We start from the raw sequence: 25,437 nt of genomic DNA, 5'->3' as shown, positions 1-25,437 counted from the left end.
TTGAAAGACAGAGTGAAAAACAATTCCTTGCGGACGATTCTGTGACACACTCACTCCTGAGTGAATACCGGCGATCTAAGCTCTACTCCGACGGACGGATCGTCTCGCTATCTCGGGATACCCGGTCGAACTCCTCGAGATACGTGACTCGCTCCGCGACCTCAGCAGAATCGAGGTCAAGGGCGGCCGCCAGTTCGTCGAGCGTTTTCGGGTCATCGAGCGCCTGGAGGACTTCGAGCCCGCGGTAGTATCGGTTGGTCAGCTCTTGGACGCGGTCTTCAATCGGCGTGGTCACCCCGTACCGCTCGTCGAGGTCGACTAAGGCTTCGTTCGCGAAGGTGGCGAACTGGTCGTCGCCGAGCCGGTCGATCTGTGCTTCGAGTTCGGCCCGGACAACGTCGTAGTCGAGTCCAGCCTGCACGAGCATATTCATATCCGCGATATCATCGTCACGTCCGGCGATCATCTTGAACAGGAAGATATCCTCGTTGCTGACCAAGCGGACGGCCAACGCGCCCGTCGCCAAGAACGGCTCGCTGCGCTCGCGCATCCCGTTGGTCAGGACGAGTTTGTTCGCGACCTGCTGGTTGAAGATATCGAGGCGACAGCCGTCGTCATTCTCGACGCAACTCGTCGCTCCGAGGGCCCGGTAGTCGGGATCCAACGATTGGACCACCGAATACTCGAGGTCCATCAGGACGGCCCAGAGCTGGCCATACGCGTCACCATCGGTGACGACAAGGTCGATATCCTTCGTCGCGCCCTTCAGGTCACGGAGCGACATCGCGCCGCCACCGATCAGATAGACGGTGAGCGGGTCACCCAGACCATCGGCGATCCGCCGGAACTCATCCTCGATGTACTCTCGTCCAAACGTCGGTCTCATTGTGTCAGGGTCACCTCGTAGTCAGCCGCTAGCTCCTGGAACTCGGCCCACTCCGGGAGTCGCACGTTTTGGGCGTCACCATTGGTGTCGAGATACCGAAGGAGCGCGTCGATTGTGTCCTCCAGTCCGTATTTGTCCGCTCGCTCTCGGAGCGTAGCCTCGTCGACGTCAACGTGGCTGAGCAAGAGTAGACAGTACGACCGGTGGCGGCTGTCCTCGTCGATCAATAGCGTATGGCAGCAGAGGTCCGCCGGCGAGATTGATTCCAGGTTCTCTGAATAGACGTAGTAGCGGTGGCTGGTCAGCAGGAACTGGAGGTCGTACGCCGCGAACCGGGCCAGCCCAGTCTCGTGAAAGTCCTCCGCGTCGATTTCTATCTCCGTCTGCGCGAGAAATTCGTCGTGGTCTTCCCAGAGAATCGTCCCGCTCGGTGCGACCGATTCGAGCCGCTGGCGATGGAGGTGGTGCGCGAGTTCCTGTGCGAACTCGTGAAGTTGGTCGAACTCGTCGTTGAAGCGGTACTGCCCGTCGTCCGGTCCGACGAGTCCGCGGTCGCGGAGTCGTTTGATGATGCGGTTGACGGTATTGCGGTAGTTATCGCTCGCGGCAGCTACTTCGGCGACGGTACTCGGTCCGTCGAAGTAATAGAGGACCTCGAGGCTCTTCCCGGTCAACAGCTCGGGGAAGTCGATGTGGGAATGCTGACGGACGAGGTCCTGGTATACTTCGACCGCCCGGGCATCAGAGGGGATTACTCGCTTCCGGCGACCATCGCGCTCCGTGTAGATGAGGCCTTTCTCGGAGAGGTCCGTGACTGCACGGGAGACGTAGCTCTTGCTGTGGTTCAGCTTGGCCGCGATGTCGGAGATCGTGTCGCCGCGTTCGACGGTGGCGAGGACCTCGAGTTCGATGCTCCCGAGCACGTTGTAACATAGTACGAAACCCACATATAAACGAGTTTCGAGTAGTGTTACAGTCTCGGCGAATCGGCGGGAAGGAGAGCGAGCACCGGTTTAACCAACAAATCTATGCGCCTGGCGTCTGTGTTGGTTAACAAGAACTGACCCATGTCCTACGAGCCACCGACGCCGCCATCGGAACTGCCCACCGACGTCGTCGACACGCTCAACGAGTATTCTCCGGAACTGCTCCGCCACGTTGCCCGCTACGCCGAGGAACTCGCCGAATATCGCGAGCGTGAAGCCCGCCTCGCCGAGGAGGATGACGAAGACGAGATCGAAGAGCGACCTGAGGATCTCCCGGACGACGTCCCCTCGAAGGCTACAATCACAATCAAGGAGATTAACGACAACCGCTACTACTACTGGCAGTGGCGGGAAGGCGAGAAGGTGCGCTCAAAGTATAAAGGACCGGTCAGTCCGGACGATTAGCTGATCTGGTTTTCTCGAGAACAACCCCCCTGATTCGAAGTGAGCTTGTTCACTTCTCAGAAGATTTGACACCCCTGATTCGGAATGAGCTTCAGCAGAAGGGTTCTAGGTAGAACGAACCCTCATGATGCTTAATCAAATCTCGTAGGTACCGTTGTGAAGTTCTGAAAGCCGTTCATCACTCTCTACAACGGCCTTCATCACTACATCTTTGTCCTTGATAAGCTGGTGCTCCAGGTAGACACCCTGTTTGTGTCCGCCACCGACCTGATGTGACTCAGAAATCCCCATTAGCGCGAGCGTGCTGAGAATTTGGCTCACTCGATCATATGAGAGAGGATCAGCACCGACGTCGCCACAGGTCGTCTCGTATTGACTGTAGATACCAGAGGTGCGGAAGCGGCGATTATTCGAGCCAGTCAAGCGACCGAGAGTGTAGAGAACGAGCTTAGACTGGGGTGAGGTGCTCTCGATCGTCTCCTTGACTCGATTAACCTCTGCACGCTTGACTGCTTTGTCGACATGTTCTGGACTAACGACCTCTGCATCGGTGTCGTCAGCGATATCACCAGCAATCCGTAGGACGTCGACTGCCTTTCTCGCATCACCGTGTTCATCCGCCGACCGGTCGGCAGTCTCGGTTATGACGCCGTCTTGAACGACACCATCATGGAACGCGTCTCGTCGATACTCCAGGATCTGTTCAATCTGATCGCTTTGGTATGGTTCAAAGACGAAGTCCGTTGTCCGCATCGAACTCTGAACGCGTGCGTTGAGTTTTTGTCCGAAATCGATGTCGTTGCTGATAGCAATGATTCCGATATAGGCGTCGGTGTGACCAGCTTCTCGAGCCCGCGAGAGTTCATGGAGGAGCCCCTCAGCGTTATCAACCATGTCGATTTCGTCAAGGATGACAATGAGCCCATCGTAGTACTCGTCGATGATGTCGTAGGCGTAATCGTAGTACTCGGCGGAACCTAAACCGATACGAGGGATATCTATATCAGAATCAGATTTGTCGCTTAACGCACGAGCGATTGTTCGGGCCACTCGTGTTTCGGTATTATTCTTCTTGCACTCAACGTAGACGCTAGCAGCGGGAACGTTACGTGCCGTGGCAGTATCAACGAGACGGTCGGACACGTGACGGCTGACAAGTGATTTTCCAGTTCCGGTTTCCCCATAAATGACGACGTGGTTTGGTTGTGATTCGTGAATGAGGTGTCGGATTTCTCCAGCAACCGATTGTATTTCCGTGTCACGACCGACGATGCGATCAGGGCCAGGAACTGTTCCAATTGAGAGTAAATCTCGATCTGCCCAGATATGAGTTGAAGACCCGTCTTCATCGCCTTCCCGAACGAACAACGGGTCATTTGCCGGATCGTTCGAGTCTTGTCGTTGGATTTCCTCCGAGGTCGACGAGATTTCAGAAGCAGAACTGCCCTCCCTGTTTGTATCGAAATCATTCAGCTGCTGGTCCGTGATAGACGAGTCACCTCCACCATCTGGTTCCTCGTTGTCTGTCATAGATTCATCCTGGGAAGGAACCTACTTAGTCGTTACCCCCCTGGTTCGGAGTGAGATTCGTTGGATATCGGTGCTAAACAGCGGAAAATCGATAGGTGACACCGCCATACCCAAGGATACCCGATTCAGAGTGAGCTGTTGTTCAAATCTGCGCCTTCTGATGACCTCACCCTCCTGATTCGGAGTGAGCTATTTCCTAGAACGAGAGGATTGCCAGCAGCTCAAATGATCAGCGGGGTTCAGATCAACCCCCCTCGTTCGGAATGAGGTAGTACGAGTTGGTCCATCAGCCAAGAATCGGGAATGCTAAAGAGACCCCCCTGATTCGGAGTGAGCTGTTCCCCGAACTAATGGACGATATTGATGCCAGCTTAAACAGGATGGATGGAGATTGGAGTTGGAGGGACACACCCCCCTGATTCGGAATGAGATCCCGTAAGACTGACCGTATGGGCGCGATCTTCCAACAACCAACTAGGCAGTTCTTAACTAGGACGAGCCATTCTCTCCAAACCGCAAGATAGCGTAGACTTCGAAGAATCACTTGTCTAGTTACTACCCTAGCTTTATTACCTAGTTACGCTAAAAGCTCATTAAGTAGAATACGGCACTAGTTAGAAGTATTCGTGAATACGCCTAACACTGGAAGTACAGCTATTCTATCCTTTGAATCGAAGCAGTAGACCATACGTCGAGGGCGTATACCCAACGAATCCATTACTGCAACCTTCTCATCGGGTGGAAACTCAGCTTCTAATCAGGTGGTATGGAGGGTATAATCTCATTCCGAACGAGGGGGGTGTGTGGTTCCAGCTGTATCTTGTTGCAACCGCAGGGTCAGAACGAGGTGATCTTAGTCGTTCGTGTCTTTGCTAACCTTCGTCGGATATCCGACCGATCCCATCCCAAGGGTGAGATAATACTCTCGACAGCTCGGACCAGCTGCGTCTCATAGTACGATGGATCATACTGGTCCGTCTCTTCGTGAGCAAGGGCGACACGTTCTCGTGATGCCTTCTCGTCGTCGACGACCACGTACTCGACATCTTGACCGGGATGGACAGCGAGGTTCTGGTCCCGAGCACGCTCGAGTGCCGCCACGTTCTGGGTGTACTGCGTGTACGCCTCGACAGGCTTGGAAACACGGTTCCGTTCGACGAGTCGGTCGGAATCGACATCGCCAGCGTGAAGCTCCGAAATCGCCCGTTCCAAGCGATTAATTACCACATCCGGAGATTGCGTTTGACCGAGAATCTCGAGACAGTCGCGCTGGACGTCTTCGATGAATCCGGGCGTCGATCGTTGCCGGGCTTCGATGCCGCGTATCTTGAACTCGTCCTTGCCCGCAACCTTCCCGAAATATTTCGTCAGCGCGCCGGCGTCGCTCTCGCGCTGTGGCACGAACGCTACCCACTCGTACTCGGCTTCATATTCGAGACGGATATCGACGGTGTCCGTAATCTCGGCGGCCAACGTCTCCAGTGATCCTCGTTCGTCGTCGCTGACGTCCGGGTCGGGCGTCACCCAGATCGAGTCGACGATCCCGTGAACGACGCGCCATCCGCCCGCTTCCAACCGCTGTTTCGCGGTGAGCAGGATCTCCCGAGCGAACGCGTTAATTGCTTCGTGGCACTCGATTCGGCCGAATTTCGCGTTACTGAATCCCTGATACCCAAAGCACGCGACGAGAATCCACTTTAGCGCGGCCGACCGCCCCTCGAGTTCGTCGAGACAGTCTTGGTCGGGGTTCTCCCGCTGTTCTTCGCGACGGATTGCGGTCTTGATCTCGTTGCGCGCATCGATGATTGGCTGGAGGACGTCGACGAGGTAGCCGCGGTCGTCACAGATCGCGTAGCCGAGGCCGGGCACATCGTCGCGGTCGCTGTGGCAGTCACACCGGATGACATCGGGCGAGACGTTCCGCGTGCAGATGATGTTCGGGTAGAGACTGGAGAAGTCGAGTTCGTGGACGTCCTCGTGGAGGCCGACATCAGGCGCGAAAATGAATCCGCCGCGGTCGGCGTCGTGGAGCGTCCCCATCGGCTTGTAGAACTCGTGCCGCCAGGAGTTCCACGGAACCAGGACGCCGCGGTTGTGGGCTTCACAGATCTGGATGGCGGTGAGAACGTTCCCAATCGACGCCCAGGCGAGTTCCTGAACTGGCTTTTTCGACCGCGAGACAAGATCGAGGACACCGTCGAGGTTCGTCTCGCCGTAGAAGAATGTGTTCGACTCGTCGATGATCGCCCGGCCGGGCACGTTGTACCGGGATGGCGAGTGGCCGACGCGGCCATAGCTCGCGTACGTCGACCGACTCGCGAGCTGTTGGTAGTCGACGCCCGGCCACCGACTCAGCGTGAACTCGTCGATGCCGGCAGCCGTGGCCATTTCGTATAGCGTCGGGATGATCTCGCTCGTCGAGCATATCAGGATATCCGGGTCGTGTGTCTCGAGCGCCGCTTGAACAGCTGATAGAATGTCTTCCGGTGGCCCTGTAACTGTCTCGCCGGCGACGGTCAGTTCCGTGTACGTGTCCCCACTCGTTTCGGTCACCGGGACGCTGAGCCAAAGTGGTGACAGCTCCGTCGCCGGCGTTGGATTAAGGCCATTCTCCAGACAGTACCGAAACTCACGCGAGAAGTCGACGTTGAAGCAGGCGAGATCTCCGACCGGATACGTTGACAGCTGGCGAGCCTGACGAGCAAGCGACGTGATCTGGTTGATGTGGTGGACGTCGACGGCGAGGACGCGCTCGTCGTCGCGACGGAAGCCGGGCCGCCGAGACACGACCTCGGTCGAAATGACGTCGGGGTGACGTTCGTACAGCGTGCGAAGCGCCGTGAGGTCGATGTCAGTATCAGGTGTGCGCGAGGCAACGTAGAAATGGGGCGTGTAGTCGTCACGTTCGGTCGCCACGGCACCGTCGCCGCTTGTCTCCCATTCGAGGACGCGACCATCATCAAGGAAGTCAATAGTGAACGACATTGTTTATCTCGGGTTCTCCGGGGTACACCAGGCTACGACCGGTGTCCCGATAAGCCGCAGCGTGTCGCTTCCGGATTTCCGAGATTAGCGTAATTATTGACTGTGGCCGTCTAATCCCTGACTTCCACCCTTTAGAGCAACTTTCCGAATTATTACGGCGACGATCTCCGGATTAACCAACGTTGGGGACGAATGGCTGCGGGCTGTTGGTTAATATAGGCTTCTCTCTGTCTTGATCCGGCGTTGGTTATGACCTGGATACGAGGCGTGACACTGCAATCAGACCCAAATTGACCTCTTCCCTAAAGTGGTGGATTTCCGCTCTCTACGTGTCAAATCGTGCCACGAGCGCATTCGTGTCGACGAAAAGCAGCCGTGGGTTGTCAACATTAGACTTATTTCCGCATCCTCTGATGCGACTGTATGGCGCCGCAGCGAGCCGTTCCTGAACGAGGTAACGCGACTCAGTCTTCTAGTATAGAGGATTTGAGGACCCGGTTAGAGCAACTTGTCGAAAAGTTCGCAAAGGAACGAGACGACTTTGATACCTCTCCGGTGAACGGTAGAATTTACCCTGCGGATTCAATTGACTACCGCAACGATTCTGGCCTAGTTCAGGGTGGTAGCTCTCCAAGCTACTGGGGCGGCCTCTGGTCACTTGCTTGCTGCAAGCACAAGATGCGCCAGGAACACTTCTTCGACTACTTCGAGGAGGTTGAGCCCGGTGTGTTGCGGCCTACACAGCCTTTCTTCCTATTCACCTGTGCAGGGAAGATGAATTCGGATACCCCGGACTGGGCGGCTGACCGGAGACGATGGGTGACCAGCGTCGCTCTGGTCACCCACGCGTTTAGAGGGATGGATGACTACGGCCGATTCCTGCTGGAACAGGACGAAGCGGCGTGGAAAGACCGCGTAGCGACTCAGGAATCGTCCGAGGACACGGCTTGGGCGAGGAAGAAAGGCGATTGTCACGCGGTAATTAACGATGGGGAGGTGGTTGGCGTTGATTCCCCGTATCCAGAGCACGACCACGTCTCCAGCTCGGGAACCTCCTCCTGTGGTTGTAGCACGACAGTTAATCCAGAGTACGACCACGTTTATCACGAGGACAATGATAGGTCCATTCTGAAATTTGCATCCACGTCTGACTATTGGATGAGTTGGTCGGAGCCCCAGTTCTACTGGACCGTCGGTAATGGGCCGGATGCTTGGGGAGGGGGACAACGAAAGCGATCCTACCGCGACTCCGGTGAATCACAGGACGGAACGATCTTGTCTGAACTCAGGAGCGTCCTCTGATGACGGTGGTTCTCGTCGGCGTTGGAGCCGATACTGAGCATCTCTGTCCAGCGTTAGAGTTGACAGAGGGCGGAAAGTTCGACTACATCCCAATCCCCGAGTCATACCCCACTAATGAGGAATCCACGCACGGAAACTGGGAGTTGCAACACCGGGGTGGGTATGCATCTGAGTTTGTGGATGGTATCAGTCCCCGAGGAGAGGATAGCGACTGGATTCGGGACGCTGAGAAAATCAAATCACATCCCGTGCATCACGATCCCAACTTTGAGGCAATGACGTTCGGTGATCGCCGCGGTCAGGGTGGTAAAGGGACGACGTTAGTGAAGCACCTGGATTCTACAGGCGAGGATGTACTCGGTTTCTATACCGGAATGAAGGACGGTCCCGATGATTCGAACCTGAACCGATTCCTCTACGGATACATGACGGTTGAGGCGGTCCACGACCTGTCTCAGCTTGAGGGGGACGAGTACCACGATGCAATCGAACAGTTCCCTGAGAACGCACACGCAAAGCGGCTTGCTGCTGCCGGAACTCCGAAGCATGACGACCTCGTAATTATTGAGGGGCGAAAACCCACCGCGAAGATTGATTCACCGATTAAAATAAGCGAACGGCTGGACCGGGCTCCATGGTATCAGGTAAGCCAGAGCTTTGCAAACGAGTTCAACGTGGAGAGCGGCCAGAAAGGCATCGGCCGAAAGTTCCCGCTGATTCTGGATATGGATGGAGATTCGTTCATAGAAAAAATCGAACGGACCTAAATCATCCCTTCAACCGGCTCCTCCCACACTCTCGTCCACCGGTGTTGAGAAAGATATGCGTGCCCGCCTCTGCATCGAACTCCACGACGGTGAGTTGGTCGTCGGTTGCAAACCCCGTCACCTCGATGTCGAAGGCTACGGTATCGAAGTCTGCCACCGTAGCTATCCCTCTTTGGTGTCAGGCTGTCCGGACTCGCTGTCGTCGACTGCTGCGAGTCGTTGTTCGAGCTCCGCGAGGCGCTCTTCGTGCGCATCGAGCCTGGCCTCCTGTTCGAGATCGATGCTGAAGAGGGCCGGAAGCAGCGGGTTCTGGTGGTTCAACAGCCCGCTGGCGTCGGCGTGTTCGCGAGCGTACGCGAACAACTGGTCGAAGCGGGGTTGGTCGCGCCGGCGGAGCGCCCGCCGGAAGTCCGCCCAGCGCTCCTCGATGGCCCGTAGTGCATCCCGATATGTCGGGTTCGTTCGCCCCATCGTTATCGCCCTCCAGCCCCGGCGGCAGTCCACGCGTCCAGTAGGGGATTCGCGGTGAGCGACGTCGTCTCACCGTCAGCCATCACTCCTCTCCCGACGTCTGCAGTACTCGTCGTCGATGACGGGGGTGTCGCGGATTCGAAGCCGACCTGCGTGGCACGAGCATCGAGCAGCTGTCGCCAGTAGGCGAATGTGGTCTGGTAGTACGCACCGTCGTCGACGGGGTAGACGAGTGTCTCGAACTCGTCGCTGACGAACCGGGGCCCCATGCGGGTTTGCTCGCATTTGAGGTGGTGATCGGCGGCCGTCGCGACCGGCGCCGTGAACTCGTCGGCCGTGCTCCGGGTGACGAGGACCGGCACGTCGTAGCCCTCGGCGTAGGTCGCCAGTTGTGCGAGTGTTCGCGCCTGCAACGTCTCCGTGTACTCCTCTCTGAGCGTGTCGGCGGCACGGTACTGCGCATCGACGGCCGGCGCGACGATGAGCGAGGGAGTATACGGGGACGAATCGTCGTCGCGACCCGGTCGCTGTCGGCCTGGAGTCTCGATGTCAGTGGTCGATTGCTGGATGGATTGATTCACCGCCGCCGTGAGATCGCAGACCGCTCCGTAGTGCTGGTAAGCGGTGAAGCCGCGAGCGACGTGGATTCGGTTGAGCAACCGCTGACTCGGGGCTATCTGGGCAAGGGTGGTCGTCGTCGCGTGGCCGTTTGCGTCAATCCAGAAGGCGGGCCCCTCGTGGAGGAGTAGATGATCGAGAACCAGTGACTGGAGAACAGGGACGCCTCGACTGCCGTCGACGTCCAGGAGCGTGATGCCGTCGTCAAGCGAGGGGAGCAGGAGATCCTCGGCCGCTGGATCGGCTTGGTCAGCGAGGGTCTGATTGCGCTCTGCGCCCCGGGTCGGCTGATTCACTGCCAGCCGGTTCGATGACGACGTTGATCTCTCGGCCATACTCAACTAGATGCTCAGGCTCCCGATAAGCCGCGGCGTGTCGCTTCCGCGTTTCAGGAAACAGACCAGAACCGGGCGAGTGGCAGCGCTGTTGCCGTCTCTTCGTATTTGAAGAGGCCATTTCCGAGAACGGTTCCGGAGATGATGACCATCTTTGAGCTTAACCAACAACCGCGGTTAATCTGATGATCTGTTGGTTAATCCCCTGCTCGGAGTCTCAGCAGTTCGCGTGATCCAGTTGGAATCTACCACTCCAGAGTTGACGTTCTGGACTCGTCGGCTGAATTTGCGGTCTTGTAGCAGTAACTGTTTCTGAGAGTCTCTGTTGGAAACAGACAGACGCGCTGCAGCTAGTCATTTGACATATCTATCGAGCAGGTAGTCCGTAATCTGCTCTTCGCGGGCCTGAATAAACGCTTGTGCGTTCTCCGGCGTAGGCTCGGTATCGGGGTACTGGTTTATCCGACAAATCCGCTCGGCCTCGGCATCGCCGAGGTCGTCCAGCCAGTCATGTGGCCACTGATCGCGTTTGATTTCTTCGTTCATCTCATGAGGCAACAGCTGCAGGTTCCCAATTCGGTCAAGATCAACGGTTTCTCCTACGGCTTCGGATACTGTTTCTTCCTTGCTTTTCGGGTAGATGTGGTCAACCGAGTAGTCGCCGATACTATCAGACATCGACTGCGTATACGATTCCTCGATGAGCCCGAGTACTGCCGTGACATCTGTGTCGGTGAATACAGGCTTCCCAGGGCTACTCTCGTAACGGGCGTTGGCTACGACCCGGCGGATGTCCTCGGCGGACGGGCTGATGTTCTCCGATTCAAATAGTTCCTCTCCTGGGAAAACAATGGGCTCGTTAGGTGCTGGTTCCCATTTGCGGAGATACCGCATCCAGTTGCGACACTTGCCGTAGGTCAGAACTTGGTAGTACTTGTTCAGCAGGAGCGCTCTTGCGATGAACTGGAAAACACTCTCGCGGTTCGCGTCAGAGACCTCGGCATCCGGATTCTGGTAGTAAAACACTCCAAGTAATGCGAAGATTGGCATCGTGTTCATGACCGAGCTCCGAATCCCGCTCTCAATTACTGTCTGGAATGCCTTCTCGAGCGACGTTCGAAACCACTCGAATCGCCGACCGGCGACGACGGGCTCGTCGAACAACCAACGCTCGCGCATCTCGTCCATTCTATCCTCGTCGATACTGCTGAGGTTGCTACGGAGGAGATCGGTTCCGACGAGGTACGCTGTATACCGGAGGAACAGGTTCCGGTCGATCTCCTGCTCATACTGAGGGAACCTCTGTTTAAATTCGTCAATCCAACCCTGAATCACTTCCCGGGGGTTGATCCGCTTGCTCTCTTCTTCCGCGTACGGCCAGTAACTCATTAGCTTTGAGAGGAGGAGCTGGTACGGCTTCGGGTCGGAGCCCTCCATGTTTAGCCTAGTGAATATCTCGGGAATTTCGGACCGGTCCTTGCTCGTACTGTCGGTTTCGAGATCGTCCTGAAGAACGTTGCTCGTGATGTCTCTCGCAACGGCCATCGAAATACTACGCAGCTGATATCGGGTTTCGTTATCCGCCCTCAGTTCAGCAGTGTCGACGTATCTATCGACGACCTCACTAAGCGCTCTCCCCTCAAGTACCGTTGAGTTCCCGGTGGCCGCTTCACCGCCACCGTTCCATAACTCCCCTACCGGCATCCATAGGTGTCGTGTGTCGCCAGTCATGGAATAGCCAGTGTCGTCGGTTCCTCCAAACTTCCCCGTCGATCTGAACTCGAACCCGTAGTCGCCTGCCGTGTCGTCGCGGTCGTACTCCGGGTGGCCGAACAGGTCAACACACAGCCGTCGGCCTTCCCAGTACTGGAGCTGATCGCTGGGCTGTCCCCGTCCCCCATTGTACACTGCGATTTCACCCTCGACACCGATATAGAGCGAATTCAACCGCTGCTGGCCGTCTATAATTAGTATTTCCGGCTCTTCGTCCTCAATCTCCTGATTGTAGAGGTCGTATTCCGCTAGAACTGAATCCGGTGGTCGGTAGTCATCGGCAACGTACATCTGCAGGAAGTTATACGAGTTGTAGTCGTTGATATTGGCCGCTCGCACTCTCCATTCAGTTACTGCGCCAATCGGATAGTCTCGGATCAGTGAATCGAACAGTTCCTCAATTTGTCTCGGGTTCCAGACAAATTCTCGCTGGAGCCCAGGGAGGAAGATGTGGTCATTTATTTCAGACAAATAATCGGAGACCTGTCTGGACATAGTCACCAGAACGCAAGAAGAGTATTTATACTCTGTCGTCGGATCCCGAATTCCCCGAACGTGATACCGCTCGGGATGCAGTTCGAGCACCCAGCCGAACTTTCCGGAGTTACTGAATCGGCGAGGCAGCCGCCGAATCGACGAGCGAGTATTCCCGATCCCGGCTTGTCCCCTCTGCTTCGAGGAGGTTGTACTGGGCCATTTTCGAGAGATACGTGCGGACCGTGCGTTTCGTCCGAGGGTCGTCGACCTCGTCGGTGTAGCGCTCGTGAATCTCGCTCGGGCCGAGCGGGCTGTGTTCGCGGACGACGTCGTAGACGATCCGCTGGTGGGGCGTGAGTGAATCGAGGCTCTTCTGCTTGATCTGGGCGCGGGCATCTTCCGCCGAGTCAAGGAGGATATCGTCAGTGATTCGCTCGCTGCTCTCACGATCGGCTTTGCTCGCGGCGGTCCGGAGAATGCCAATGGCGAGGCGGGCATCGCCAGCAGCGGCGTCGGCAATGCGGTCGAGTTGGTTATTCGTGACGACGTCCGGTTCAAGCCCTCCTTTCACACGAGCATCGAGGATATCGTGGAGTTGCTCATCGTGGTACTTGTCCATGCGGACGTGTTCGCTGGACCGAAGCCGACTCACGAGGCGGTCGTCGACGCGGCTGAAGAGGTCCTCTTCTTTGTTGGCGATACAAATCACCGCGAACTGGGGCAGGCTATGCAGGTCGTAGATAATACCCGGATCTTCGAGCTGGTCGACCTCGTCAAGGATGATGACTGTCCGTGGCCCGTCGTACTGTTGGAGTCGGTCGATGAGTTCGTCGTGGGGTGTCGACTGGCGGTGGATATCGATGGTTTCGCCGAAATCGTCGAGGATCTGGTAGAGCGTTCGGAATCGGGTGTAGTTACGCCAGCAGTTGACGTAGGTGGCCTCAACGTCGAGAACCTCTTCGCGGAGGCGCTCGGTAACGAACTGTGAAATACAGGTTTTCCCAGTGCCGCTCGCCCCTGTGACGATAGCTGTATCCGCAGGTTCGCCATTCGTAATGGGTTCGAGAACGCTGGAGAGATGGTTGACTTCGGCGTCGCGATGCTCGACTTCCCGAGGGACGAACCCGGCGCGGAGAACGCGAGCATCGCGTATCATGAATTCGGTACAAAAGTGATTCTGCGGCAGGTCATATAAGAGTGACCGGGTCGTTTCCGGAAAGGAAGCACTTGTAATTGAGTTCTACCCGGATACTGTATCGCTGGCAGGCGATTCTGCTGGAATTGCACCTCAAAGTTTTCCGGAAATTCTAGGAAACACGAGCCTTCCTGAATAGATACCTATCTTCGCGGAAGATAACCGATTAACTACTAGGGGCTGTAGGTCGGCGTATGGTTGAGGTTCCGGAGTCGCTCCAGAGTTTGTTTAGCGCAACTGTAGAAAAACGAGGAGAGACATATACGCTCGAAGTTCCGCAAGCCGAGGTTGATCACGGCACTATCTCTGCTGGTGAAACATACCGGATCGGCGTACTCACGCAACGACACTCCTCGACGGAGACAGCTGACGAGCGCACAGCACAGGAGCAGCTCGCTCCTTCCGAACGGAAATCGGGACCACCTACCCCACCGGTCACTGAAGGGGAACTCCGTGACGTGACGATCGAGACAGTCGGCGACCAGGGCGATGGAATCGCGAAGGTTGAACGCGGCTATGTCGTCATCATTCCAGGTGCGCAGCCCGGTGACGAGCCGACCGTCGAAATCGACCAGGTCCAAGAGAACGTCGCATTTGCCAGCGTTGTCGATACCGGCCCTCAATCACTCTAACTAGGCTCACAATCCGGTGTCTGTCCGGCAAGGAGGAGGAGGAGGAGGCGCAACGTTGATGCCTGCCGGGCTTCATATTCTATGTACGAAATGCAGGTATGAGTTCCACACAAGAGACCCAAACTATACGGCAGGGCCTTTCGACCCGTGAGAGCCGACTCCTCTCGCATCTCGCCGCTGAGGGCCACCAAATCATCTCGATCGACGACGTCGAGGCGACCCTCGAGGTCGCGCCGAACACCGCCCGCGAGATCGCCTCCCGCCTCACCGAGAAAGGGTGGCTGGATCGGCTGCTCCCCGGCCGATATCTCATCATCCCGCTCGCTGCTGGCGAGGAGGCCGTGTACACGACCCACGAGTATCTCATCGCCTCGCACGTCGCTGAGCCGATGTACATCGGCTACTACAGCGCCCTCAGCCATCACGGGTTGACCGAACAGGTTCCCCGAACCGTGTACGTCGTCACCCCGACGCGAGCCCAGAGTCGCGAGATTCACGGCGTCCCCTATCGCGTCGCGACGGTCACCGAGCGGAAGTTCTTCGGCTACGAGCCGACGTCCATCGAGGGAACTGTCGTGAACGTCGCCGACCTGGAGAAGACGCTTGTCGACTGTGCCGACCATCCCGAGTACTGCGGTGGCATCCGCGAACTCGCAACGGCGATGGTCGCGGCGGACGACCAAGACTGTTCGTGGGCGACGGTCGGCGAGTACCTCCAGCGGCTTGACAACGGCGCGGCGACCAAGCGAATCGTCTACTTGGCCGACCAGCTGGATATCGACCTCCCAACGCGTGAGACGCTCGTCGAGTCGTTCACGAGCGGGTACTCGCTGCTTGACCCAACGCAGAGCGAGCAGGGATCATACGACAGTGAGTATCGCCTCCGAATTAACGTCGACCCGGGCACGCTCGGTCCGACGGAGTCCTGATTCTAATGATCAGTCAAAACCGACTCCGTGTCCTTGCCCGTGAGCTAGGTGTCCGCCAGGGCTATGCTGAGAAGAACTACGTCAACTCCTGGATTCTCTGGGGTATCTTCACGAGTGACTTTGGCGAGAACCTCATGTTCAAAGGTGGAACGGCGCTGAGCAAACTGTACTTCCCCCAGTCGTGGCGATTCTCAGAGGATCTCGATTTCGGCGTCGAAGGTCAGTACAACGGATCAGAAGACGACCTCCGTGATGTCCTTGACACAGTTACCGAGCGCTCCGGGATTGAGTTCACCATCAGCGAGCACCACGAGTCCCGCCAGCAACACTATCCGACACACTACGTCGACATGAGCATCCAGTATCGGGCGGTGCTTGACCATCCGAATACGACCAGTCTCGACGTGATGGTCGACGAGTACGTCGCATTCGACTCGGTTCACCATACGCACTCCTACGAGGATATCCCGGAGTTCGAACTGCAGGCGTATAGTGTCGAAGAGATCTTCGCGGAGAAACTTCGGGCGATCTTCCAACGGGGTGCTGCCAGAGACTACTACGATCTTTATCAGCTTTTAGAGACCGAATCTGTTGAGATTGAGTTCGACGTTGTCCTGCCTGCCTTCGAAGCAAAGTGCGACCACGACGACCTTGACGTCGATCTCACCACAGGTCTGCCGGGTGACCAGAGCGAGGACATTCAGCGCCAGTGGGAAACCTCACTTCCAGACCTGACCGGTGATCCACCGCTGTTCGATACTGTTTGGAAGAGACTGGACGAGGCCGTCATTGACAAAGGGACGGAGTAGGTACGAATCCTCTCGCCTGCGGCACGTACTAGCCCTGCACTATTAGGGGTATTCTGAAATCGGATACTATTCCAAGATAGCATCCTATTCATAGAAATTTTCTATCGATACTACTTATGCTATTCTAACAATTCGGGCTACCTTTGCTACTCATACTATTTATGCTATTCTTGCTATTCTTGCTATTCTTATTATTCAATCTATTCAATCTATTCAGGCTATCTTGGCGATTCGGGCTATTCACTGCCCTTAGTTATAAGAGGGGGTAGAGCACTATTCCAGAATAGCATGGCGGGAACGAATAGCAGGAATAGCATAGATAGCACGAATAGCCCAAATAGCCCGTACGAATCCGTGGATACAGCGGGGAATTCTCGGGCTGTCTCAGTCTGTATGCTGAAGGGTGGCGTTGGCAAGTCAACCATCGCAGTGAATCTCGCGCGTCAGCTTGCTACCCACGACCACGATGTCCTCCTCATCGACCTCGATCCGAATGGACACGCTTCAGTCGGTCTCGGGTTCGATGACCATTACCACAATACAGACGAAGGTATCGGTGAGGTATTCTTCGATGAGGCAGATCCAACCTCAGTCGTCTACGATACCGAATATGAATTCGATATCCTTCCCTCGAGCGAGGATCTCGAGCAAGTCGAGCGAGAAATCGTCGTCGGTGACGTCTTCCAGCCGTCTGCTCTGTTGAAGCGCGAAGTCGTTGAGCCGCTGCTGGGCGACGAATACGACTTCATCGTCACGGACTCGCCCGCATATCGCTCGCGACTGACCGACAACGCTCTCGTCGCGACGTCTAATCTTGTACTTCCACTAGCGCCCGGCAACGAGGCGATGTCCGGACTGGAACGCACTATCGAGCGCCAGATTGCTCCGCTGCGAAAGCACATGGACGTCGACGTCCTCGCACTCGTCCCGAATATGCTGGATGGGCGTATCGACCAGCAAACGCAAGATCGCCAGCTCCTCGAACGGCTGAACTCCCACAACAGCTTGCAGGACCGTATTCCGAACTTCGCTCGAATCACGGATTGGGAGGCTGTGGGCACCGGTGACATTAGCCCGACACCAGGTATCCGAGACCGAACGAGTATCACGAAAGCGTACGGTGAACGCAAACCGCTATTGGACTACGACGCCAACTGTGATCAACTGAAGAATTTCGACGAACTCGCGCACATCGTCGAGGCCGGTGAGGTGATCCGGCATGGCTGACGACGGTGACCCGTTCGCAGATCTTAGTCAGACGCTGGATGACGATGCTGACGATCAGGACGAGACGAAGAGTGAACAGGAACCGCGCGAGCCACCCGCCTCAGACACGACAACCGAACACGTCGACGAACCGGATGAGGGGGACGTCGAGGAACTGGACCCGATGACAGATACTGCCTTTTCATACGAGGCAGCCAATCAACGGCCGTTTTACGCACGCGAAGAGACTATCGAGAACTTCGATTCCTGGCTGAACTACGAATTAGAGCGCGAGCTCAGTACTCGCGGCTATCAGAATATCGTTGTCCGTGAGATGACTGATGCGTTGCTGCGCACGGTTGTAGAGGAAGACTTGGTTGACGAGGTGGCTGAACGGTTCGAGCAAGAACGAAAGAATACGATTTCAAAATAGCCTGAATAGCATTCTATTTCTTTACAAGGAGAACGACGGGGGGATGTCCATCTCTTCAGGAAGGAGGTTTACTGGAATAGGTCAAATAGCATGAAGAGTATTCTATTCATATATGCACCTCCACAAGGGCACGGGACGCATGAATTCTGGATGCGTCCATCGCTGCCCGACGAACTATATTCGCGTATCTGACCAGAGAGAACGGGTTTCTACGTTATAGATCGGTAAAACAACTCGAAAATGGACGCCCACGACGTGTTGCGAAGATAGGGAATAATGCACAGGTCTGACGGCGATCACTCGCAGGACTGAGTGGTCTCGTGTACCCCCTGCTCACGAGAGGATACCCCGATTTTATCAGAACAATGGGAGAATTTGTTTCCACGAGCAGCAAACGGACTTCGTTTGTTCCAATCAAATTGCGCTGAATCATCTGATCAGTAGATGTGCGTATGTAACACTGACTACTCTACCCGGTCTGGCAGAAGATACTTATTTCCCATCTAGCTAGTTACCCATATGAACTGTCGGGGTCGTACTCGCTAACTACTATTCCGGTAATCCGCTCTACAATATGCACGAAATTGATGAGGACGAGTTCGGTGGTGTTTGGGCCGGAATAAGCACACTTCTTGTTGCACTGGTAGCCTTGGGTGTGTTCGTGTTTACGACAGACCCCATCAATAGTGGCGGGGTCATAGCGAGTGTTGCCCTCGCTATCTTTGGGCTTTCCCAAACCCTCGCTCCTCGTATCGTACCATGGTTCAAGGATCTCGATGATCGGGTGGTCGGGCTGTTTTGGATACTCGTCGGAATCTGTGTCGCCGCTATCGCTGTCGCCGCCTCACCTACGATTGGGAGGTTCGGGGGCGGACTGGTAATTGGGGCCGCATTCGTACTCTATGGATGTTTCACTGCACTGGGCCGATAGCCCAACGGTCTGCACTTATCGGTGCAACAGCATCGATAGACGGGGTATGTGAATGGTTGTATGATGCTCTCACTACTGGTAGGGGGCGTAGCGGACCAACGAATAGCGTACCCCCAGTAGGCGAATGCTTTTATGACAAAACGCCAGAATTGACAGTAGTGTCACAGACGGCGCGTCCGCCCAAAAATTCCCGGTGGAAGTGGCTCGGTCCAACGAGGAATATCGAGAGTGCTGGCTACGAATCCACACCAAGTGATTACCCCGTTGACGGTCTCTACGGCTCTGACGATTGCACGCTCGTCCGCGCTGCCTCTTTCGATATGACGTTCTACGAGATGGTCGATGGCGTCCTCAAGACCTACCCGCGTGAACAACAGGTCCGACACGACCGCTCGGTGACGCTGGACGACCTCGTCGCCGAAATCCCAGCCTGCTACCTCCGCTTCTACGATTCCTACGATCACGAACAGGGCCACCCGAAGCCCTGGGGAGCCGTCTTTCGCGCTCACGTCCTACGGTGCGTGAAAGGCTGGAAGAACGAGAAAACACTCTGGCGCTACCTCAAGCAGAAGCCGTTCCTCTGCACGCAGCTGGGCTTCGACGGCATTCCCGACCAGTCAACCCTCTATCGAGCGTGGGAATACCGTCTCTCCGAGGTACAGGACGCGGTACGAGACGCCGCCGAAGTCGTCGTGGATATCGCCCGCTACCACGACATCCCCGCGCCCGAACCCGAGTTTCTGCCTGATCAGCTGACCGATACGGTGACGAACTCGAAGAGCAAGGACACGCTCGCCCGCGAAAAGGCCCGTGAGGTCTGGAAGGGAGCGAAGCCTATCGTCGAGGACTGCTTCCACCTCAACCGCGGCGACAACGCCTCCATTCCCGAGGGTGCGTTCTGGGAGCAGCAGGCCTACCTCGGGATGCGGTCGGATATGCACCCGCACGACGGTGCCGGAAACTTCGCCGAGGAATCGACCCGGCGGAAGACGCCGTCGGGCGACTCGCACCGGTTACAGACGAAGACGCTCGGCGTTGAGCGCATTCGGACAATGCTCCGGGAGACTGGCCGGACGCTCGTTGCGCGGGCGAAGTCGAAGGACAAGATGGGGCGCAAGCAGATGGCGGCAATCGACTTCACGAAGGGCAACCCGTGGAGCGGCCACGTTGAACGCGATAGCAGCGGACAGAATCAGGAGCCGTGGATTCTCGGGTACAAGGGAGACAACGGGCCGTTCTTCCAGTGGGCGGTCATCAAACTCGTCGGCCACGACATCCCGCTGATCCTTGATGCCGTCCCGGTTGTTCGTGGTCGGAAGCGAGCGGACATCGTGGACGATCTCCTCGACGGCGCGACCGACATTGTCCCCGGACTCGATTTGGTGATGATGGACCGCGAGTTCGCGCTTGACGGCGTGAAGGACGCCTGCGAGAAACACGACGTCCACTACCTGAACCCCGGCGTTGTCCGGTCCAGTAGCGACCACGAGCACCAGATCGCCAAGCTCGCCAGCGAGGACAAAGACTTTGACGTGGTCGAGCAGGAGCGTCTGGACGATGGCCCGACACGGAAAGCGGTCTACCTCCCGAAACGCGAGTGGGGGCGTGAGGACGAAGACGATGACGGGACGGACGTCACAATTCGACAGGAACTCATCGAGGACTTTGAGGACGTCGGCGACACGACACCGCTCTCGGAGGACCGCGACAGCGACTCGCCACTAAGGGACCTTCTCGATGAGGTTGCCGAAGAGGAGGTAATCGAGGAGCCGGCACGGGTTGAAGCGCCGACGGTACCCTTCGAGACGAACATCCCGTGGGTGGACGTTGATCCCGAGGATGAGCAGGAGATGAAGCACCAGGTTGGGCGGCTGATGGTCCGGTACAAGCGGCGCTGGGGCATCGAGAACGGGTTCAAGAAGCTGAAGACGTTCCTCGCGGAGACGCAGTCGCCAGACCACCGGTTCCGGTACTTCAACTTCGCGTTCGCCTGCGTCCTCTACAACTGCTGGCGGCTTGTGGACATCCTCGTGCAGTTGGAGATGGACGGGGAGGTTGGGAACGAACCGGCGATCACGGCGAACTCGTTCCTGACGTTTGCCAAGAAGAGTTACGGCCTCGACCCGCCCGACTAACTCCCTCGTTTCCGCTGGGCTTGCTCGGTCGTGAGCGGCAGTGCTGTCCCGGACGCCGATTTCTCACCGGATTTGTGAACGATATCAGACAGTTCTCCCGGAAGCGCGTTCCAAGACTTGCTCGGGTACTTCTTCCAGACTTCTTAGCTGTGATACCTGTGCATTATAGAGCCATCTTCGCAACATCCACAGGTTCGGAGGATATCGAAAATACAAGCGAGATGGAGGGGAAGACGGATGTGTTGCGGTTGAGATGAATGATAGTTCGGCAGGATCGATGCGTGAGTCAGTTGGACACCCTGGAAGCCGAAGAGTTACAGTGAGAGAGCGGGACTCGGGAGGGAGTTGTCACTCCCGAGTCCCGCGGTCCGGGACGGTTCTCGCCCACTAGAGGGGTGGAGCCGGTCAGTCAGGTGGGACTAGGCAGAAGCCGACGAGTTCGACGACTTCGCCGGCGCGAAGCGGTGGCTTCGCGCCAAGACTACCGGAGACCGCCTCACGAAGCAGGAGGTTCGTGAGGCGCCAGACGTTGTACATGACGACGCCAAGGACGAAGTACAGCAGCCGGACACGGTAATCAGTGGAGGCTGTGGTCGGGAGGAAATGGTGTTTGATGGTTTTGTACTCACTTTCGATCTGCCAGCGGTGGCTGTACTGTGCGGTGAGTCCCATGACTTGGTCGGGCGTGACGTCACGATTCGTCGTGAAGACGGCGTATTTGCCGTCTTCTTCCGTCGATGGCACGTACATGAAGCTGAGTTCGTGTGAGCGACCGTCTACAGAGAGAGGCACCGCTCGCTCGACGGCAACGTCGGCGAGCGGGTGCTCCTCGAGTTTCTCAATCTGATCGAGATCGGCGGCGTAGACTGGCCGCGGGATAAGGTAGGTAATGTTGTGCCGGTCGATCACGTCCCGGACTTCCATGGCGTCGAACTCACGATCGGCGAACAGTTTGTGGATCTCGACGTGCTGTTGGGCCTGCGCCAGTAACCGCCGGACGATGCCGGCTTTTGTGTGGCTCTCGATCTGGGAGGCGTCGCCCTCCCAGGTCGACGCCTCCCGGACGGGTTCGATTCCGAGGACGATCGGTGTGTCCTGACCGATGATCGTCAGTGTTGCGAATTTGTAGCTACGTCCCTCTTTGTCACCGCTCACCATCCCGGGAAATTCGTCCTTTGGAACCTTCTCCTTGCCGTTGACGATGACGACGTCATCCTCTGGTTCGACGTCGTCATCGTCTTTGTAGGGCGAGGGATAGAACTCCCAGTGAGTGATGTCGACTGCCGCGATGACGGGCTCGCGGAGCCCGTCGTTCGCGTCGATCTCTTCGAGTAAACACTCCAATCCCGCGTGGAACGGCTCAAGGATCGCCTCACGGATCCGCTGCCAGTCGCGAGGTCGCTCACCGTCTGCAAAGTCGGTGAGCGACATCTGTTCAGTCGGTGCTGCGATCTGTTTCATCGTGCGGAGGTGTGTATCGCCGTGGGGTGTGTTGTTCCAGTCGCTCAGCCGGTCGAAGCGCCGACGTGGGGTCGTCGTCCCCACGTCGGCAAGGTTGAGATACGCTTGGCGTTCGAAGAACAGTTCATCGGGATACCGCGCATTCGCTGCGCGGTCGGTCTCGAAGGCACCGAGGCCGCGGTCGCGAGCAGTCCGGATTGCCTTCATGATGTGCTCGTCAGTGACGCCCGCGTCACTGACTTCGCCGGGATCGAGACGTGGCTCTCCGTCTGAGACGATATCGTGGTCGGCGGCCACCGCCCGTATGTCGCGGGCGGTAGCCTTGATCGCTCGTCGGTCGGCCAGTGAGAATCGTCGCCGCCACATATAGTTGATTGCCTGCTGAGTCGGTGCTCGTCCGAGTTCGAACCGGATGAACACGTAGGCTGTCCCTTTCAGCCGGCGGTGGAGTTCGCTGTCGTTGAACCCGCGCGCGTGCTGGTAGAGGAACATCCGCACGACCGACTCGAACGCGAAGTCGGTCGTGCTGGCCCGTCCGTACTGGTCGGAAAACGGACCCTCCGAAACGTCGAGGGCGGCGATCACTCGGGTGATGTGGTCGTGAAGCGTGCACAGTTCTTCGGCCTGTTCGACGAGGCCATCCACCGCGGCTTCCGTTTGTGGCGTCGGCATAGCGGATGCCGACGCCGCTCACGACTGAGTGTGACGATAATCCGTCGTATCGCTCCGCTAGTGCTTTGTATTCTGCCATCCTCCGAACCTGTGAACATCAGGCCCACGAATTGGTATAGCCATATGAAGTTTATATATCTCCGAATGGCGGAATTGTAGGCTGAGACCGCTGGATTTGGCTAGTACGCCCAAAACAACAACTGGACGTGATTAGTATAGTAATCACGACCACTTTGAAGTACCCCGGCGCCGTCGGTGAAGCACGAATGCTGCAACCGCCTCACGACGACGCTTCCCCCAGGGTAGAGGCACCGAGACCGGGGCTGCAGGACGGTGGAGGGCCGGTGAATGCCTGACCGAGCGCTTTCGACGCCGCTCGACGACAGCTTCGAGCGCTACCTCCAAGACAAGGGGAAAGGCCGCGGCGGCGGCGGTGGGAACTATCGACGTAACGCTGCACGCGAGCTCGAACGGTTCGCCGAGTGGGCCGCCGGCGACCGCGGCGCCGACGACTGGACCGGGATCGCCGACGACGTCGGCCGCGAGCCGACCTTCGACGATCTCGACGAACGCGTGTTCCGGGAGTACGCCCGACATCTCGGTGGAGATCGGGGACTCAAGCAGAACACAGTACAAACCTATTACCGCTATATCTCTGCGTGGTGTGGCTGGTGCGTCAACGAGGGATATCTTGAGGCCCACTACGCGCAGCGAGCGAGTGCGATGGCGCCGCTGCCGGAGGACGACGGTCGCAAGCCCGGCGACCAGCAGGCCTGGACGTCCGAACAGCGCCACGCCCTCACCCGTCACGTCGACGAACGGGCCCGCGACGCCGTCGAGGCGTACACGACACTCCCGGAGGATACTGATCCCCTCGACAAGCAGCGAGCACGCTACGCGGCGTTGAAGGCGGCTCGTGACCGGGCGCTGGTGTTTGTCCTCGCGTACACCGCCGTCCGCGTTGGCGAACTCCTCCGCGATCCGAACGACCCGCGCCGGCGCGGCGTCCGCTGGGAGGACCTCTCCGTCGACGACGGGAGTATGGACGTCTACCGGAAGAAACAGCAATGGGATGCCGCGAGCCTTCCCGATCCGGTGATCTCGCCGTTGCGAAGCTATCGCCAGTTGATGGACCCACCAACGGAGCGCTGGCCGGTGTTTCCGACGTTCGACCAACGGACGCTCGCAGGGCTCGTCCGGGAAAACCTCGCCGAACGAGGGGAACGCCCAGAAGCAATCATTGAACGCCGTGCGGAGTACGCTCGCGACCTGCTGCTGGCGCTCGATGTGGACATTCGGCCGCCGTCGATCACGACGGACGGCGCACGGTCGATTCTCCAACGACTCTCGGAGGCCGCGGAGATCGACATCGACCATCCGAAACACGATTATCTTGCTCCGCACGGTGGCCGTCGTGGCATGGGCGAGGTTCTGGTCCGGGCATTCGGATATACTGTGGCGGCCCGATATCTCGATAATTCTGAGGAGATGGTTCGTGAGCGGTACTCGCATATCGAGGCTGGTGAGTTAGGTGATGTCGCTACTGAGGCCCTTGAGGAGATCGATAGTGTACCGCAGTAACTTATTTCGAGTGAGAGGGGTAGACCGTCGCGTTCACACCGCGTCGACGGTGAACAGCGAGTCGTCGCTGAGGACGACCTGTACCCGGCGGTGCCAGGCGTCAGCGAAAGCCTCTCGTTGCTGGTCAGTTGCCGATTCGTCGAGAATCCCTTGGAGGTTCCCGATTGCGGGTCCACCGTCAGGAACGTCGCTGACGTGGTAGGTCACTTCGACGGTCTCGTCCGTGTCGGTTCGCCGGAACCGGAACGTCGGGTCCGCCGTGTCCGGGTCGAACGCGTCGAAGCGCAGGAGGTCGCGGCGGCCGCCATAGCCGCCGGCGAGCCCGCTGAATCCGTCATCGCCGGTCGCGCCAGTCACGTACGAGATGATGCGGCTCATCACGCCGTACGCGGCATCGTCCTGCGGGCCGGCCGTCTGGACCTCGATTTCGCTCCGGACTGGATAGTCGTCGGGATACAGGGCGTCGAGCCCGAGCTGGACGATCCGATAGGCACCCGAGGCTGTCGGACAGGAGTGTCCGGCTTCTTTCACCGCGTCCCGGTAGGTGACGACGAACGGCTCGCCCGGTTCGAGGACGCCGAGGGCCTCCGCGACGGGGTCGCGGATTTCGATCGGGTCGGCGTCGTAGTCGACCTGCCAATTGGTTCTCGTCTGGGTCGTGTCAGTCGCAGTCGAATTCGATGTCATGAGTTGTGGTTGTGATCGTGTCTCGTGGTCAGTAGCGGAGCAGTCGCATCCCGTTGAGGATGACGAGGAGGACGCTGGCCTCGTGGACCAGCATTCCCGACGCGAGGGTGACGTAGCTGGTGAGCACGCCCGCGAGGAGGACGGTCACGGTCAGCACCGCGAGCCCGACGTTCTCGAGGACGTTCCAGCGCGTCGCCTTGCTGAGTTTGACCGCGTACGGGATGCGTTCGA

22 protein-coding genes and 1 pseudogene are annotated in these 25,437 nt (G+C 57.6%); 11 read left to right on the top strand and 12 right to left on the bottom strand.

Annotated elements, in window-relative coordinates:
• Positions 1-82: 82 nt before the first annotated feature.
• Entirely contained in the window at positions 83-886 is an 804-nt protein-coding gene (locus tag IEX91_RS15015) for a DUF6036 family nucleotidyltransferase (RefSeq protein WP_188880009.1), read from the bottom strand.
• The gene (locus tag IEX91_RS15010) at positions 883-1,809 is read right to left on the bottom strand and encodes a MarR family transcriptional regulator (protein ID WP_188880007.1); all 927 of its coding nucleotides are present in this window, start codon (positions 1,807-1,809) and stop codon (positions 883-885) included. Before IEX91_RS15010 ends, IEX91_RS15015 begins: the two co-directional genes overlap by 4 nt.
• A gap of 144 nt (positions 1,810-1,953) precedes the next feature.
• Between IEX91_RS15010 and IEX91_RS15005 the strand changes: the two genes are divergently transcribed.
• Complete coding sequence (locus tag IEX91_RS15005; protein WP_188880006.1) at positions 1,954-2,277, top strand: hypothetical protein; 324 nt, start codon at positions 1,954-1,956, stop codon at positions 2,275-2,277.
• 135 nt (positions 2,278-2,412) lie between these two features.
• On the opposite strand, the gene IEX91_RS15000 is transcribed toward IEX91_RS15005, so the two are convergent.
• Positions 2,413-3,807, bottom strand: coding sequence for a Cdc6/Cdc18 family protein (locus IEX91_RS15000; protein WP_188880005.1), 1,395 nt, complete (start codon positions 3,805-3,807; stop codon positions 2,413-2,415).
• Positions 3,808-4,644: 837 nt separating this feature from the next.
• Positions 4,645-6,792 (bottom strand): type B DNA-directed DNA polymerase, encoded by a 2,148-nt coding sequence (locus tag IEX91_RS14995; RefSeq protein ID WP_188880004.1) that lies wholly within the window; start codon positions 6,790-6,792, stop codon positions 4,645-4,647.
• Between the two features lie 423 nt (positions 6,793-7,215).
• Here IEX91_RS14995 and IEX91_RS14990 point away from each other — a divergent pair, with 423 nt between their 5' ends.
• Positions 7,216-8,094, top strand: a complete 879-nt coding sequence (locus IEX91_RS14990; protein ID WP_188880003.1) for a hypothetical protein — start codon at positions 7,216-7,218, stop codon at positions 8,092-8,094.
• Positions 8,094-8,861, top strand: a complete 768-nt coding sequence (locus IEX91_RS14985) for an Nmad3 family putative nucleotide modification protein (protein ID WP_188880002.1) — start codon at positions 8,094-8,096, stop codon at positions 8,859-8,861. The genes IEX91_RS14990 and IEX91_RS14985 overlap by 1 nt, the downstream gene beginning before the upstream one ends.
• A gap of 1 nt (position 8,862) precedes the next feature.
• On the opposite strand, the gene IEX91_RS14980 is transcribed toward IEX91_RS14985, so the two are convergent.
• From IEX91_RS14980 to IEX91_RS14960, 5 genes are all read right to left on the bottom strand, one after another.
• Positions 8,863-9,018 (bottom strand): hypothetical protein, encoded by a 156-nt coding sequence (locus tag IEX91_RS14980; protein ID WP_188880001.1) that lies wholly within the window; start codon positions 9,016-9,018, stop codon positions 8,863-8,865.
• Positions 9,019-9,023: 5 nt separating this feature from the next.
• On the bottom strand, positions 9,024-9,332 hold the full coding sequence (locus tag IEX91_RS14975; RefSeq protein WP_188879999.1) for a hypothetical protein: 309 nt from the start codon (positions 9,330-9,332) through the stop codon (positions 9,024-9,026).
• 2 nt (positions 9,333-9,334) lie between these two features.
• On the bottom strand, positions 9,335-10,285 hold the full coding sequence (locus tag IEX91_RS14970; protein ID WP_188879998.1) for a hypothetical protein: 951 nt from the start codon (positions 10,283-10,285) through the stop codon (positions 9,335-9,337).
• Between the two features lie 354 nt (positions 10,286-10,639).
• Positions 10,640-12,553, bottom strand: a complete 1,914-nt coding sequence (locus tag IEX91_RS14965; protein WP_188879996.1) for a DUF262 domain-containing protein — start codon at positions 12,551-12,553, stop codon at positions 10,640-10,642.
• Between the two features lie 109 nt (positions 12,554-12,662).
• Positions 12,663-13,691, bottom strand: a complete 1,029-nt coding sequence (locus IEX91_RS14960; RefSeq protein ID WP_188879994.1) for a Cdc6/Cdc18 family protein — start codon at positions 13,689-13,691, stop codon at positions 12,663-12,665.
• A 233-nt stretch (positions 13,692-13,924) separates the two neighbouring features.
• Between IEX91_RS14960 and IEX91_RS14955 the strand changes: the two genes are divergently transcribed.
• The 7 genes from IEX91_RS14955 (at position 13,925) to IEX91_RS14925 (ending at position 20,805) form a co-directional block, all read left to right on the top strand.
• Positions 13,925-14,362, top strand: coding sequence for a TRAM domain-containing protein (locus IEX91_RS14955; RefSeq protein WP_188879993.1), 438 nt, complete (start codon positions 13,925-13,927; stop codon positions 14,360-14,362).
• Between the two features lie 98 nt (positions 14,363-14,460).
• The gene (locus tag IEX91_RS14950) at positions 14,461-15,291 is read left to right on the top strand and encodes a type IV toxin-antitoxin system AbiEi family antitoxin domain-containing protein (RefSeq protein WP_188879992.1); all 831 of its coding nucleotides are present in this window, start codon (positions 14,461-14,463) and stop codon (positions 15,289-15,291) included.
• Positions 15,292-15,296: 5 nt separating this feature from the next.
• Positions 15,297-16,100 (top strand): nucleotidyl transferase AbiEii/AbiGii toxin family protein, encoded by an 804-nt coding sequence (locus IEX91_RS14945; protein WP_188879990.1) that lies wholly within the window; start codon positions 15,297-15,299, stop codon positions 16,098-16,100.
• Positions 16,101-16,388: 288 nt separating this feature from the next.
• Positions 16,389-17,327, top strand: coding sequence for a ParA family protein (locus IEX91_RS14940; protein WP_188879988.1), 939 nt, complete (start codon positions 16,389-16,391; stop codon positions 17,325-17,327).
• Complete coding sequence (locus tag IEX91_RS14935) at positions 17,320-17,739, top strand: hypothetical protein (RefSeq protein WP_188879987.1); 420 nt, start codon at positions 17,320-17,322, stop codon at positions 17,737-17,739. Before IEX91_RS14940 ends, IEX91_RS14935 begins: the two co-directional genes overlap by 8 nt.
• Before the next feature lie 574 nt (positions 17,740-18,313).
• Positions 18,314-18,670, top strand: coding sequence for a hypothetical protein (locus IEX91_RS14930; protein ID WP_188879985.1), 357 nt, complete (start codon positions 18,314-18,316; stop codon positions 18,668-18,670).
• Between the two features lie 320 nt (positions 18,671-18,990).
• Entirely contained in the window at positions 18,991-20,805 is a 1,815-nt protein-coding gene (locus IEX91_RS14925; protein ID WP_188880027.1) for a transposase, read from the top strand.
• Between the two features lie 405 nt (positions 20,806-21,210).
• Here IEX91_RS14925 and IEX91_RS14920 read toward each other — a convergent pair whose 3' ends face one another.
• Complete coding sequence (locus IEX91_RS14920) at positions 21,211-22,911, bottom strand: transposase (protein ID WP_229772920.1); 1,701 nt, start codon at positions 22,909-22,911, stop codon at positions 21,211-21,213.
• Positions 22,912-23,286: 375 nt separating this feature from the next.
• Here IEX91_RS14920 and IEX91_RS14915 point away from each other — a divergent pair, with 375 nt between their 5' ends.
• A complete protein-coding gene (locus IEX91_RS14915) occupies positions 23,287-24,519 on the top strand; it encodes a tyrosine-type recombinase/integrase (protein ID WP_049987695.1) in 1,233 nt (410 codons plus the stop codon).
• 33 nt (positions 24,520-24,552) lie between these two features.
• Here IEX91_RS14915 and IEX91_RS14910 read toward each other — a convergent pair whose 3' ends face one another.
• Complete coding sequence (locus IEX91_RS14910; protein WP_004594625.1) at positions 24,553-25,206, bottom strand: hypothetical protein; 654 nt, start codon at positions 25,204-25,206, stop codon at positions 24,553-24,555.
• Positions 25,207-25,234: 28 nt separating this feature from the next.
• Positions 25,235-25,437 (bottom strand): annotated as a pseudogene (locus IEX91_RS14905) (heavy metal translocating P-type ATPase); the annotation flags it as partial.

The organism is Halarchaeum nitratireducens (genome assembly GCF_014647155.1).
GTDB lineage: Archaea > Halobacteriota > Halobacteria > Halobacteriales > Halobacteriaceae > Halarchaeum > Halarchaeum nitratireducens.
The sequence above is the reverse complement of the archived record's forward strand: the minus strand, read 5'-3'. Positions and strand labels throughout refer to the sequence as shown.